13 protein-coding genes are annotated in these 13,319 nt (G+C 42.2%); 8 read left to right on the forward strand and 5 right to left on the reverse strand.

The window, feature by feature from the left end; all coding sequences use genetic code 11:
* The coding region (locus tag AB1401_14955) for a hypothetical protein (protein ID MEW6616751.1) at positions 1-332 on the reverse strand (332 nt) is incomplete at its 3' end.
* A gap of 281 nt (positions 333-613) precedes the next feature.
* Here AB1401_14955 and gatB point away from each other — a divergent pair.
* The 8 genes from gatB to ahcY all read left to right on the forward strand — a co-directional run bounded on the left by gatB (position 614) and on the right by ahcY (position 9,885).
* A complete protein-coding gene (gene gatB, locus AB1401_14960; GenBank protein ID MEW6616752.1) occupies positions 614-2,056 on the forward strand; it encodes an Asp-tRNA(Asn)/Glu-tRNA(Gln) amidotransferase subunit GatB in 1,443 nt (480 codons plus the stop codon).
* Positions 2,057-2,240: 184 nt separating this feature from the next.
* Entirely contained in the window at positions 2,241-3,287 is a 1,047-nt protein-coding gene (gene mtnA / locus AB1401_14965) for an S-methyl-5-thioribose-1-phosphate isomerase (protein MEW6616753.1), read from the forward strand.
* A 163-nt stretch (positions 3,288-3,450) separates the two neighbouring features.
* Positions 3,451-4,368 (forward strand): branched-chain amino acid transaminase, encoded by a 918-nt coding sequence (locus AB1401_14970; protein ID MEW6616754.1) that lies wholly within the window; start codon positions 3,451-3,453, stop codon positions 4,366-4,368.
* A gap of 78 nt (positions 4,369-4,446) precedes the next feature.
* Complete coding sequence (gene recO, locus AB1401_14975; protein MEW6616755.1) at positions 4,447-5,208, forward strand: DNA repair protein RecO; 762 nt, start codon at positions 4,447-4,449, stop codon at positions 5,206-5,208.
* Between the two features lie 64 nt (positions 5,209-5,272).
* Positions 5,273-5,545, forward strand: a complete 273-nt coding sequence (locus AB1401_14980) for an HPr family phosphocarrier protein (GenBank protein MEW6616756.1) — start codon at positions 5,273-5,275, stop codon at positions 5,543-5,545.
* Between the two features lie 2 nt (positions 5,546-5,547).
* Positions 5,548-7,329: a phosphoenolpyruvate--protein phosphotransferase gene (gene ptsP / locus AB1401_14985; GenBank protein ID MEW6616757.1), complete on the forward strand. Its 1,782-nt coding sequence runs from the start codon at positions 5,548-5,550 to the stop codon at positions 7,327-7,329.
* 39 nt (positions 7,330-7,368) lie between these two features.
* Positions 7,369-8,532: a methionine adenosyltransferase gene (gene metK, locus AB1401_14990; protein MEW6616758.1), complete on the forward strand. Its 1,164-nt coding sequence runs from the start codon at positions 7,369-7,371 to the stop codon at positions 8,530-8,532.
* A gap of 96 nt (positions 8,533-8,628) precedes the next feature.
* Entirely contained in the window at positions 8,629-9,885 is a 1,257-nt protein-coding gene (gene ahcY / locus AB1401_14995; GenBank protein ID MEW6616759.1) for an adenosylhomocysteinase, read from the forward strand.
* A 51-nt stretch (positions 9,886-9,936) separates the two neighbouring features.
* Here the strand turns inward: ahcY and AB1401_15000 are convergent, their stop codons facing one another.
* The 4 genes from AB1401_15000 to AB1401_15015 all read right to left on the reverse strand — a co-directional run bounded on the left by AB1401_15000 (position 9,937) and on the right by AB1401_15015 (position 13,024).
* Positions 9,937-10,539: an energy transducer TonB gene (locus tag AB1401_15000; protein MEW6616760.1), complete on the reverse strand. Its 603-nt coding sequence runs from the start codon at positions 10,537-10,539 to the stop codon at positions 9,937-9,939.
* 25 nt (positions 10,540-10,564) lie between these two features.
* Positions 10,565-11,326 carry a DUF169 domain-containing protein gene (locus AB1401_15005; GenBank protein ID MEW6616761.1) on the reverse strand — a complete coding sequence of 254 codons (762 nt, stop codon included), beginning with the start codon at positions 11,324-11,326 and terminating at the stop codon, positions 10,565-10,567.
* Positions 11,327-11,730: 404 nt separating this feature from the next.
* A complete protein-coding gene (gene mscL / locus AB1401_15010) occupies positions 11,731-12,189 on the reverse strand; it encodes a large conductance mechanosensitive channel protein MscL (protein ID MEW6616762.1) in 459 nt (152 codons plus the stop codon).
* Between the two features lie 31 nt (positions 12,190-12,220).
* Positions 12,221-13,024 carry a M48 family metallopeptidase gene (locus AB1401_15015; protein MEW6616763.1) on the reverse strand — a complete coding sequence of 268 codons (804 nt, stop codon included), beginning with the start codon at positions 13,022-13,024 and terminating at the stop codon, positions 12,221-12,223.
* Between the last annotated feature and the right edge of the window lie 295 nt (positions 13,025-13,319).

Below are 13,319 nucleotides of genomic sequence, written 5' to 3' on the forward strand. Positions count from 1 at the left end.
TATGTCTTACCATCCCATGTCTCTTTTACTATCTCTGTCCTTACTATCCCCGCTGTCAGGGTTATAATCTGGTCCTTTGTCAACTTAAAATCCTTTATCTCTGTCCTGCTCTCAAGATACGTCCCCAGCTCCTCTAAAAGCAGCCTTTTTACCTGCTCTAAAGCAATAGCCCTGCATGAGAGTTTACTGTCAGCCTCACTTGCCTGGTAGGTATACTCTCTTTCAAAGGTTACCTGTTTGGCTATTGAGAAGTGAGGGGTGAGTAAAACCATCAAGATGCTGAATGAATATAGTAGGAAATTTCTTAGCCTGTGATTGCTGCTGGAATTCATTTGAAACCCCTTTGATAATTCCTAGAGTTTGCTACAGGGTTTCCATATGTCATTCCTGCGAAAGCAGGAATCCAGAAAACTAAAAGACTGGATTCCGTGTCAAGCACGGAATGACAGAATACAAAATACGAAACTATGCAATTATAATTAGGTCAATTACCTGAATTTGTCAAGGATAATTGGAGGCAGTTTAACACAGAAAGTGTTTGACAATGCTCAAAAAAATCGTTAAAAATGATGGGGGTTAGTTTGGATTATATTAGCTAAAAAAGGATATTAACATGGAGTTCGAAGCCATAATCGGGTTGGAGGTGCACGCCCAGCTACTCACTAAAAGCAAGATATTCTGTAGCTGTTCAACAGCCTTTGGAGCAGAACCCAACACCCATACCTGCCCTGTCTGTTTAGGGATGCCGGGGGTACTTCCGGTTTTAAATAAGAAAGTAGTGGACCTTGCATTAAAGGTTGCACTGGCAACTCACTGTGAGATTGCCCGCTATAGCCGCTTTGCCAGAAAGAACTATTTCTATCCTGATTTGCCAAAGGGATACCAGATATCCCAGTATGAGTTACCCCTGGCAGAGCATGGATATATTGAGATCGTTGCCGATGGTAAATCGAAGAGAATAGGGATTACACGAGTCCATATGGAAGAGGATGCCGGTAAACTACTCCATGACGAAGCGGAAGAAGATGTTTCTTATAGCTATGTGGATTTAAACCGTACAGGTGTTCCCCTGATTGAGATAGTCAGCGAACCGGACATCAGAACACCAGAAGAGGCAAGCGAATACTTGAAGAATCTCAGGGGTATTTTGCAGTATCTAGATGTCTGTGATGGTAATATGGAGGAAGGAAGTTTTCGATGCGATGCTAATATATCACTTCGTCCTACAGGACAGGTGGGATTTGGAACCAAGACAGAGCTCAAAAACATGAACTCTTTTAAGAATGTCCAGAAAGCCCTTGAGTATGAGATCAAGAGGCAATCAAATACCCTAGATGAGGGGGATAAAGTGATCCAGGAGACAAGATTGTGGGATGCAGCAAAAGGAGCTACCTTATCAATGCGAGGCAAGGAAGATGCCCATGATTATAGATATTTCCCTGAGCCCGATCTGGTCCCTTTAGCAGTAAATTATAATTGGATAGAAGAGATAAGAGAAAGCCTGCCAGAATTGCCCGACGAGAAAAGAGACCGGTTTGTTAAGGAATATCAGATCCCTGAGTATGATGCTCAGGTGCTTACCACATCTAAATCTCTGGCAAATTATTATGAAGAGTGTGTAAAACTGTATCAAAACCCAAAGGTGGTTAGTAACTGGGTGATGGGAGAGTTATTGCGGAGATTAAAGACGGATGACGGAGAAATAGAAAAATGCCAGGTAACTTCTGAGTTATTGGCCAGAATGCTGAAGATGATAGAAGACGGCACAATCAGTAGCAGGATAGCAAAGACAGTATTCGAGGATATCTACCTTACAGGTGAACCCCCTGAAAAGATAGTGGAAAAAAAGGGGCTTCTGCAGGTTACCGACCAACAAGAACTTTTGGAGGTTATTGAAAAGGTACTGGCAGAGAATCCCAAAGAGGTGGAAAACTACAAAAAGGGAAAGACCAAGCTGTTCGGCTTCTTTGTAGGACAGATAATGAAGGAGACAAAAGGTAAGGCTAACCCCAATTTGGTTAATGAAATCCTAAAAAAAATGTTGATGGACTCATAAAAAGTCAAAATTGGGATGGCAAAGTAATCCGCCAGAGGCGGACCAGATGCAAGGCGCGCAAATCCTGAGGAGTGAGGCGTACTTAGGGGTACGCTGCAACGACGAAGGATGCAGCGCAATCCGCCTCAGGCGGACAGATGGACTTTTTACGAAGCCATCAATATTGGATTCATAAGGAGAAGCAATGGCATTTAAAACTATAGAATGGCGGGGTGATGCTGTAGTATTGATTGATCAGACTAAATTACCCAATGAAGAGGTTTACATTGAATGCAGAGATCATATGTCTATTGCAAAGGCTATTAGAGACTTGAAAGTGCGAGGGGCTCCGGCTATTGGAGTTACTGCTGCTATGGGTGTTGCCTTGGGTGCAAAGACTATAGAAGCAGATGACCGTAAAGAGTTTGTTGCTGAACTAAAGGGTATTTGTGATGTTCTGTCGAAAACCCGTCCTACAGCGGTCAACCTCTTCTGGGCAATTGACAGGATGATGGCGGTTGCCCGGTCTTATAGTGGTCTGGATATGGACGGCTTAAAGGAACTTCTTGAAGAAGAAGCCCTGGCGATCTATGAGGATGATATCTGTATCAATCATCAGATTGGGGTTCATGGTAAAGTCTTTATTAAGGATAATGATACTATTCTTACCCATTGTAATGCAGGAGCTCTTGCTACAGCAGGATTTGGTACCGCATTAGGGGTTATCAGGGCGGCATGGGAGAAAAACAAAAATATCAGAGTATTTGCAGACGAAACGCGTCCATTTCTTCAGGGAGCAAGGCTGACTGCATGGGAATTGATGAAGGACAAGATACCTGTAACTCTTATAACCGATAATATGGCAGGCCACTTCATGAAGAAGAAGATGATTGACCTGGTAATAGTAGGGGCGGACAGGATTGCCGCAAATGGAGATGTCGCAAATAAGATAGGTACATATACTGTAGCAGTCCTAGCTAAAGAACATGGGATCCCCTTTTATGTAGCCGCTCCTGTATCTACCCTTGACCTGACACTAAAAAGTGGTGAAGAGATTCCAATAGAGGAGAGGGATGAAAGAGAGGTAACACAAATAGGAGGAGTAACGATAGCTCCAAAAAACGTAAAGGTTCTAAACCCTGCTTTTGATGTTACCCCAAACACCTTTATAACGGCTATTATTACTGAGAAGGGAGTTATAACCAAACCCTTTTTAGATAGTTTAAAGAATTTAAAAGAGGGTTGTAAATAGTATATTCCCTATGTCAACTGCCTGCCAATACAGGATAGATATCTTCACCGGTTCCCCCTGAAAATTGGATAAGGTAAAAAGATTTGACTTATCATTTGCAATGATATAGTCTAGTTAACTCTTAGTAGACATTTTCATGTTATTAAAAGGAGGGAAAACCCCCATGGTGGAAAAATTAAAGAAGATATGGATGGATGGGAGATTTGTTGATTGGGACGATGCCAAAATACATATTTTAACCCATACTTTACATTACGGCTTAGGGGCATTTGAAGGCATCAGATGTTACCTGTGCGATGATGGAAGCTCTGCAATCTTCAAATTAAAAGAACACATAGACCGTTTTTTCAACTCTGCCCATATTGGACAGATTGATATTCCTTTTAGCAAGGAAGAGATAACCAATGCGATTATAGAGACCATCAAGATCAATGGCTTAAAAGAGAGCTACATCAGGCCTATTGTATTTATCGGTGACGGGGCTATGGGTATCCATCCACAAAACAATCCTATAAGGGTTGCTATTGCTGTCTGGCAATGGGGGGCTTATTTGGGTGATGACGGGCTGAAGAACGGAATCAGGGTTAAAACCTCATCGTTTACCCGTCATCATGTTAATATTATGATGACCAAGGCAAAGATATGCGGAAATTATGTAAATTCGGTCTTGGCAAAAAGAGAAGTTACGCAGGATGGTTATGATGAAGCGGTCATCCTGGACCCTGAGGGGTACGTCTGTGAAGCTACAGGTGAAAATATCTTTATCATCCAGAAGGGGGATTTGAAGACCCCACCCCTTACATCCGTGCTGCCTGGAATCACAAGGGCATCAGTTATATCTATTGCTTTGGATAGAGGAATAAGAGTGATTGAGGAGAGGTTTACCCGAGACGAGCTGTATGTCGCTGATGAGGCATTCTTCACTGGAACAGCGGCAGAAATTACTCCCATAAGAGAGGTTGATAATAGAAGCATCGGTAACGGTAAGCCTGGTGAAATTACCCAAAGCCTTCAGAATATATTCTTCGATATAATACGCGGGAAACAGGAGAAATATAAGAAGTGGCTGACGTATATTTGACATATTAGCTCAACAATGCATTGCAATGGAGACGTTGGATTTCAAAGGATATTTTTTAGACAGAAGGATTCCTTCTCTATGCCTCTTTATAGAACCGATGCTATCGTTATTCGTTCCATGGATTTTAGCGAGTCCGATAAGATTGTAACCTTCTTTACCCGAGATTTTGGAAAATTGAGAGGTATTGCAAAAGGAGCGAAAAAGAGCAAAAAGAGGTTTAGCAATACTCTTGAATTGTTTTCCTATATCAGCCTTCTTTTCTTTCAAAAAGAAAACCTGGAATTGGCAAGGATAAACAATTGCAGCATTATTAAAACACACATGGAAATTTATAAAGATATCGAAAAGATGGCATATGGAAGCTACTTTATTGAGTTGATTAATGAATTAGTTGGTGAGAGAGAAAAAAATAATGAGGTTTTTAATCTCCTTGTTGATTCATTGTCCCTGGTTAACGGTCACAAATTTGGTGAAGAAATTGCGAGAATATTTGAGATCCGCCTCCTTTCTCTTGTTGGCTACCAACCTCAATTACAGGGGTGCCTGACATGTAGACATAGACTTTCTGACGGCGAGACGTTCTGGTTCAGTCCAGTTAAAGGAGGGATAGTTTGTAATAGGTGTTCACCTGGGCAGGGAAACCTATCTCCCATATCTCCAGGAACCTTGAAGATACTGCTTTTAGCCAGAGATATGGACTTCAGAAAAATTCATCGGCTGATATTTTCAAAGCAGGCGTTAATGGAAAGTAAAGAGGCCATCACCAATTTCATACAGTACCAAATGGGAAAAGAACCTAATTCTATGAAATTTTTAAAGAAAATCCATGGATTAGGTTAGCTTGAGAGAGCAAAGCTCAGGAAGAAGATATGATTAGCTATAATAAGTTTAAGGATAGAAAGAAATGCCAGTTCAAACTAAGTCCTTTACTATAAAGAACAAACTGGGTATCCATGTTCGGCCTGCAACTCAGCTTGTTAAAACGGCAAATAGATTTGTTTCAGATATTAGCATTAAAAAAGATGGGCTGGAGATTGATGGCAAGGGTATAATGGGAATATTAATGCTAGCTGCTTCACAGGGAAGCGAGATTGTTATAAAAGCTGAAGGCAGAGATGCCAGAGAAGCTATAGAGGAACTGGGCCGTCTAATAGAGGAAAGATTTGGAGAAGAATAGGGATGGAACTTAAAAGGAAAGAAGACTATGTGATAAAGGGTATCGGAGGATCTCCTGGAATAGTTATTGGGAAGGCTCAACCAATTGAGCGGGATAGGATAGATATATTTGCATATCGACTTATTGATGAAGCTGAGGTACCGGGAGAGGAGAGGCGTTTTAAAATTGCTGTTGAAGAGTCAAAAGAGCAGTGTTTAAAGGTAAAGGATAATATCCTCAGTCAGGATGCCAAAGAGGTGGTTTACATTATCGACGCACAGCTTATGATACTTGAAGACAGAATGCTTATTGACGAAACTATAAGGAGGATAAGAGAAGAAAAAATAAATGCCGAATGGGCATTAGAGATTACCCTGCAAAAGCTTCGAGGGGCATTCAAAAATATAGATGATGAGTATTTGAGTGAAAGAAAGAGTGATGTTGATTATATTGGAGAAAGAATTACCAGAAATCTCTTAGGAAAGAAACAGGATAGTATTTCTGATTTAAAAGAAAAGGTTATTATTGTTGCCCATGATTTGTCACCGGCTGATACAGCACAGATGACAAGGGATAAGGTTGTAGGGTTTGCAACTGATATAGGCGGGAAGACATCCCATACGGCAATTATGGCAAGGGCGTTGGAGATCCCGGCTGTGGTTGGGTTAGAAAGTATTACCCAAGAGGTGAAGATTGGGGATTCCCTTATAATTGATGGTAATACAGGCATAGTGTTAATCAATCCTACAAAGACGGTACTGAATGAGTATTTAGAGAAGAAACGAATTTATGAAAGGTTAGAAAAAGAACTATTCAAATATAAAGACCTGCCTGCTCAGACGTTGGATGGTTATAGAATTAAGGTTGTAGCGAATATAGAATTGATTGAAGAAATTCCGTCGGTTCTGGAACATGGGGCAGAAGGGATAGGTTTATATAGAACCGAGTTTTTATACCTGGGGAGAAAGGAACTCCCATCGGAGGAAGAACAGTTTCAGGCATACAAGAGTGTTGTAGAACGATTACACTCCTATACAACCATAAGAACCATGGATATTGGTGGAGACAAATTCATTTCTCATCTTGATCTGGCTAAAGAGATGAATCCTGCTATGGGACTCAGGGCTATCAGATTTTGTCTAAGAGAAGTTGGTATATTCAAGACCCAGCTGAGAGCCATTTTAAAGGCCAGCAACTACGGAAAGATCAAGATTATGTTTCCCATGATTTCAGGGGTTAGTGAAATCCTTCAAACAAAAGAGATATTAGAAGAGGTAAAATTAGAGCTGAAAAAAGAGGGTATTCCCTTCGACTCTGATATCAAGATCGGGATAATGATAGAGATCCCATCAGCCGTTACTCTGGCTGATATTTTGGCTAAAGAAGTAGACTTTTTTAGCATCGGAACCAATGATCTCATCCAATATTCGCTGGCAATCGATCGAGTAAACGAGCATGTAGCCTATCTTTACGAACCCCTGCATCCAGCGGTCTTAAGAGTGATAAAACATGTGGTTGACTGTGGACATGCTGCAGGCATCAAGGTAGGAATGTGTGGAGAGATGGCTGGAGAACCATTATATATCCCTATTCTTCTGGGAATGGGTTTAGATGAATTGAGTATGAATGCCCTGTCGGTTTTAGGAGTTAAAAAGATCATACGTTCTATAACACACAGAGAATCAAAAGAACTCTTGGACAGCATTATGGGGTTTTCAACCGCTTCTGAGATCAAATCCTTTGTTAAGGAAGAGATGATAAAACGCTTCCCCATGGAATTTAAGGATTTGAGGAATGCAAACTGAACTTTTTACGAAGCCATCAAGATTGAGGAGGATATTTTTATGTCAATGAGCAGATTTTTATTTACTTCAGAATCAGTAACAGAGGGGCATCCTGATAAGATAGCCGATCAAATCTCTGATTCTATTTTGGATGCAATTATTGCTCAGGACACTAAAGGGCGGGTTGCTTGCGAAACCATGGTTACAACGGGAATAGCAATAATAGCAGGAGAGATTACCACTTCTTGTTACGTGGATATACCTCAGATAGTCAGGGAGACGATCAGAGAGATTGGGTATAACGATTCATCCATGGGTTTTGACTGGGAAACATGCGCTGTAATTACCTCTATTGATCAGCAGTCGCCCGATATAGCCCTTGGAGTAAATTCATCCAATGGAAAAGAACAGGGGGCTGGTGATCAGGGTTTGATGTTTGGTTATGCCTGCGATGAAACCCCTGAGTTTATGCCCATGCCCATATCCTATGCCCATAAACTAACCAAGAGATTGGCTCAGGTTAGAAAAGAAGGGGTAGTTGACTTTCTAAGACCAGACGGAAAATCTCAGGTCACTATCGAGTATATAGATGATAGACCTATACGGATCGATACAGTAGTTATCTCTTCTCAGCATACTCCGGACGTGAAATACCAATTATTGAAGGAAGGCATAATCGAAGAGGTCATAAAAAAGGTTATCCCAGAAGATCTCTTAGATGAAAAGACCAAGTATTACATTAATCCGACAGGAAGATTTGTTGTTGGTGGTCCTCAAGGCGACTGTGGTTTGACCGGCAGAAAGATAATCGTTGACACCTATGGTGGACAGGGAAGCCATGGGGGCGGATCCTTTTCTGGGAAGGACCCTTCTAAAGTCGACAGAAGTGCCTCATACATGGCCCGTTACATAGCTAAGAATCTGGTAGCAGCAGGGCTGGCAAGAAGATGCGAAGTCCAACTGGCTTATGCAATTGGTATAGCGGAGCCCGTTTCAGTGATGATAAATACCAATGGTACAGCTGTTATATCACCTGACAAAATTGCTGAGATAGTGACGGAGCATTTTTCTTTGAAGCCTGCAGGGATAATAGAAAGCCTGGATTTATTAAGACCCATATATAAAAAAACCGCATGTTATGGCCACTTTGGAAGGATGAACCCTGATTTTACATGGGAAAAGACCGACAAGGTTGACATACTGAAAAAGGCTGCTGGTATATGAAGAGTTGAGGAGTTAAAGAGTTGAAAAGTTTAAGAGTTGAGGAACAGAAACTATTCTTCGGCTCTTCCGCTCTCTAACTAATATAAGGAGGTTGGAGTGGATTTTGACATAAAGGATATGAACCTTGCAGAAAAAGGAAGACTCAGGATCGAGTGGGCAAACCAGAGCATGCCTGTTTTGAACTTAATACAGAAGAGGTTTGAAAAGGAAAAACCGTTGAAAGGTATAAGATTGGGTGCCTGTCTTCATGTTACAACGGAAACTGCCAGTTTGATGAGAACCTTGAAGGCCGGGGGAGCAGAGGTTTCCCTTTGCGCATCTAACCCCCTTAGTACCCAGGATGATGTGGCAGCATCTTTAGTAAAGGATTATGAGATTCCTGTATATGCCAGGAAGGGAGAAGATAACGACACCTATTACAGGCACATCAACGCAGTCCTGGACATGAAACCTATGATTACCATGGATGATGGAGCTGATTTGGTTTCTACTATACACTCTCAAAGAACAGAGCTGATTGATGGAATAGTCGGAGGGACCGAAGAAACTACCACAGGAATCATAAGACTGCGAACTATGGCAGACAAAGGGGTATTAAAGTTTCCTATTGTTGCGGTCAATGATGCAGATACAAAACACTTTTTTGATAACCGTTACGGAACCGGACAGAGTACAATCGATGGAATTATTCGTGCTACAAACCGCCTCTTGGCAGGGGCAGTCTTTGTGATATGCGGATACGGCTGGTGTGGCAGGGGTGTGGCTATGAGAGCAAGGGGGATGGGTGCCAACGTAATAGTGACTGAAATAGACCCTTTGAGGGCACTGGAGGCTGTTATGGATGGATACAGGGTAATGCCGATTGCAGACGCAGCCAAAACAGGGGATATTTTCTGTACTCTTACGGGTAACATCAATGTTATAAGAACAGAACATTTCCTGACAATGAAAGATGGCGCTATCGTATCTAACTCCGGCCATTTTAATGTGGAGCTGCAATTGCAGGGGCTGGAAAAAATCAGTAAAAACAAAAGGAGGATTAGAGATTTTATTGATGAGTACACCTTGTCTGATAATCACAGGATAAATGTACTGGGAGAGGGAAGACTTATCAATCTTGCTTCAGCAGAGGGACATCCATCAAGTGTTATGGATATGAGCTTTGCAAATCAAGCATTATCAGCAGAGTATTTGACTAACAATAATCAGACGCTTGAGGATAAGGTATATAGTGTACCTGTAGAAATAGACCAGATGATAGCAAAACTCAAACTGGAGTCCATGGGTATAGAGATAGATACCTTAACAGAAGAACAGGAAAAATATCTAGCATCATGGGAGATGGGCACATAAGCCGAGAGTTTTGAAGAAGCTCTTGGCAGGTTGTGCAAAGGTTTCAGTATATCAATAGTCTATCCGATATTCAAATGTTGCTATAAAATTTAATTTGTTAATCTCCATCGTCTGTGGAATGGGATAGTAAGGAGCTGCAAGTCTGACTGCATTAAAAGCTCCGTTATCAAGAATCGGAAATCCAGAAGACTTTAAGAGTTGAAGCCCTTCAAGTTCGCCATTTCTTAAAATCGAAAACATCAAAGTTAGTTTTCCTTTCATTTCTTCTTTTTTTGCCTTGTGGGGATACTCCCATACCAATTCGATCTTCCTTTTAATCTTAGATGAATAGGTAATATATTTTGGGTTTCTGGTATTCAACAGGATTGTATCTTCTCTTTTGGAAGATAAAGGTTTCCTGGTTTTATAACCCTCAATAATATTATTAACTGACTCCATATGAATAGAGGTTAACTGGAGTGTTTTTTTTATTGATTGCTTAGCAAATTTGGTATTTGAGGATTTTTCTTCAGGTTTAGAAGATAGAGGCGGTATCTCTACTGTGAGAGTACGACCTTTAATGGGTTTAAAGGAAATGCTGCCTACAAGAAAAATGACGCATAGATGAACGGTAATAGAAATAATTAGGAATACCTTGAATCTCTGTTTTTCCATATACAAAACTTATACTATCTAAATTCTAAACCTTATTATTCTTAATCCTCTTATTAACCTTTGCCCAACTCTGCGTAGTCAAAAAGCTATCCTCCATATCGTCAACCATACTCCTGAGCTTGTTCATTGGTAAGGAAAAACTGAGTGTATCTTTTGGCACGTATGGCCGTGCTGAAACGTCAAACATTCCAAGGATACCCCTGGGATGGTCTCTGTCGATTTCCATATATGGGTATAGGACAATTGACCCGCAACCTGCGGCAAAAGGAGCAATCACTGCCTCTCGATTGGTTTCTTCAAAACCAGTCAAGGTAAAAAGACCTGCCAAAACATCCGGGCGGGCTAAAAATATTACTACTTCAGGCTCGTCTATCTGTTCAAGCTTATCCCACCGTTTGAATACAATATACCTGTGAGGTGCCTCAAAATGAGGGCTTTCCTTCATAAGCTGCTTTACTATTTCCGGGGTCTTTTTATAACGCTCTCCTTCCAACTCTCCTTCTATCCCGCAGGAAAGGAAGTACTCGAAGTTTGGTCTCAGTTCCTGAGTATACCCCAGGTATCTCTTCCCACCACTGCAGCCGAAAGAATTCGCCCCAAAAGACAATGACTGTCCTTTCCAGACCTTACCCAAAACCCCAATTAAACATTGATGGTCTGCTGCTGGTGCATGCACCAGCTCACCACGCCCTTCCTGGTCAGTATAATAGAATGTAATCGGGAGCTCAGCGCCATCAAAGTATTTTCTCCACAAACCCATAAACCTGTTCCTAAATCCTAATTCCATGTGTTACACTCCTTCATCATCGTAGACCTTTGAAAAACTCGCCTTCAGTCATTGCGAGGCGTATGCACGCCGTGGCAATCTCTTTGATAATCAACACATTATGAGATTGCTTCATCCGCCTCTGGCGGATTCGCAATGACTAATATAAACCAAGTCTCCATCGGTTGTAGTAAATCGTACTCCTGCGTTTCCTCAAATACCCTGGCATTAATAATAATCTATTATGATGATAATACCATAAATCGGCCGTCTAATAAAGTAATTATTGGAAAAACCTAGGCTTTTTCTATAGGCTCAGCGCCATGGGTAACTGAAGGCAGGCATAAGCGCTCGTGGTAACCGTTGCACTGTGCCGTGCCCTCCGTACCGTACGGTTGATCCAATAGTTGGGCATTGCGTCAATATTATCCAAACTTGAGCTCTGATGTACAATTGGGACAACGGCTTGCATTGATTGCTATCGTTGACATGCAATATTGGCATTCCTTGGTGGTAGGTTCTGCGGGTGGTGTTTCTTCTTGACGCCTTAGCAAGTTGATGCTCCGGATAAGCATAAACACAGCAAACGCAACGATTAAGAAACTGATAACCGCATTCAGGAAAAGACCGTAATTGACTGTTACTGCCCCCGCTGTTTTAGCATCTGCCAGAGCCGCATAAGGAGCGGCAGCTTTGGCACCTTGCTTGAGAACAAAGAAAAAGTCGGAGAAATCGATCCCGCCAAGGAGCAAACCAATCGGCGGCATCAAAACGTCATCGACGAGGCTTTTAACTATTGTTCCAAATGCTCCTCCGATGATGATTCCAACAGCCATATCAACGACGTTCCCCCGCATAGCGAATTCTTTAAATTCCTTGATGATTCCCACCTTTTCCCCCCTTTTCAGCTAGGGTTCATTTTTGTTTATAATACTTCATGGCATCAGGTATCAGGGACTGGATGTTTTTGATGCGCGTATTGTCCGACGGATGGGTGCTCAAAAACTCAGGCGGGGCCGAGCCCCCTTTCTGGGCTGACATGCGTTGCCAGAAGGGAACAGTCGCATTGGGGTCATAGCCGGCCATGGCCATGAAAATCAGTCCCAGGTGATCTGCTTCATTTTCCTGAAGGCGGCTGTAGGGCATTAATATGCCATACTGGGCGCCCAATCCGTAAGCGGCCATCCAAAGCTGCAGTGTTGCGCTGGATTTTGTTTTCAGCGCTTCGGAAAGGGCAATGCCACCCATTTCTGCAAGAAGCCCCTGGCTCATCCGCTCATTGCCGTGCTTGGCTACTGCATGCGCGATTTCATGACCTATAACCACCGCTAGGCCGGTTTCGTCCTGCGTATAGGGAAGAATGCCGGTGTAAACAACCACCTTTCCCCCGGGCATACACCATGCGTTCACTTCTTTGTTCTCCACCAGGTTGAATTCCCAGGCATAATTTTTCAGCTCTTCCTTCATATTGTTCTGGGTGAGATACATTTCTACCGCTCGCTGAATGCGGACACCGGCTTCTCTGACCATATTCACTTTTTCCGTATCTTTGCTCAACTTGTTTTGATCCAGAAACTTGTTGTATTCCTGAAGGCTCATGGAAAGCATAGAGGAATCCGGAACCAGATTGAGCTGCTGTCTGCCGGTGATGGGAACCGTGGTACATGCCGTCAGGATGAAGCAGATTAGCGTGATGAGTGATATTTTAATCCTACACATGGTATTTCTCTTTTCAGTTGCGTTTTGGCTCAGAAGGCTGAGCTTTGAACACTTTTCGTAATGCATTACTTAGATTGTTTTTTATAAGAAACCGGAAGGGGACTGCACCCTCCGGTAAGCCCCCCTCCCATGAAGATCGAACAGATTTGCGTGGATCAATTGAGTTCTTACTGATTATCCGGGAATCTCCCTTATTTCTTGATTACTAGTATAGTATCAAAGTTGGCTTCTATGCGCCGGTTTTTCTTGCGCCCTTCAGCAGTCTTGTTATCTGCAATCGGCATGGTCTCTCCAT

The sequence above is a fragment of the Thermodesulfobacteriota bacterium genome (genome assembly GCA_040757775.1).
GTDB lineage: Bacteria > Desulfobacterota > UBA8473 > UBA8473 > UBA8473 > UBA8473.

Bases quoted from the DNA above. Each gene is read 5' to 3' on its own strand.
- gatB (MEW6616752.1), top strand. From the start codon at position 614: ATGGAGTTCGAAGCCATAATCGGGTTGGAGGTGCACGCCCAGCTACTC.
- mtnA (MEW6616753.1), top strand. From the start codon at position 2,241: ATGGCATTTAAAACTATAGAATGGCGGGGTGATGCTGTAGTATTGATT.
- AB1401_14970 (MEW6616754.1), top strand. From the start codon at position 3,451: ATGGTGGAAAAATTAAAGAAGATATGGATGGATGGGAGATTTGTTGAT.
- recO (MEW6616755.1), top strand. From the start codon at position 4,447: ATGCCTCTTTATAGAACCGATGCTATCGTTATTCGTTCCATGGATTTT.
- AB1401_14980 (MEW6616756.1), top strand. From the start codon at position 5,273: ATGCCAGTTCAAACTAAGTCCTTTACTATAAAGAACAAACTGGGTATC.
- ptsP (MEW6616757.1), top strand. From the start codon at position 5,548: ATGGAACTTAAAAGGAAAGAAGACTATGTGATAAAGGGTATCGGAGGA.
- metK (MEW6616758.1), top strand. From the start codon at position 7,369: ATGTCAATGAGCAGATTTTTATTTACTTCAGAATCAGTAACAGAGGGG.
- AB1401_15000 (MEW6616760.1), bottom strand. From the start codon at position 10,539: ATGGAAAAACAGAGATTCAAGGTATTCCTAATTATTTCTATTACCGTT.
- AB1401_15005 (MEW6616761.1), bottom strand. From the start codon at position 11,326: ATGGAATTAGGATTTAGGAACAGGTTTATGGGTTTGTGGAGAAAATAC.
- AB1401_15015 (MEW6616763.1), bottom strand. From the start codon at position 13,024: ATGTGTAGGATTAAAATATCACTCATCACGCTAATCTGCTTCATCCTG.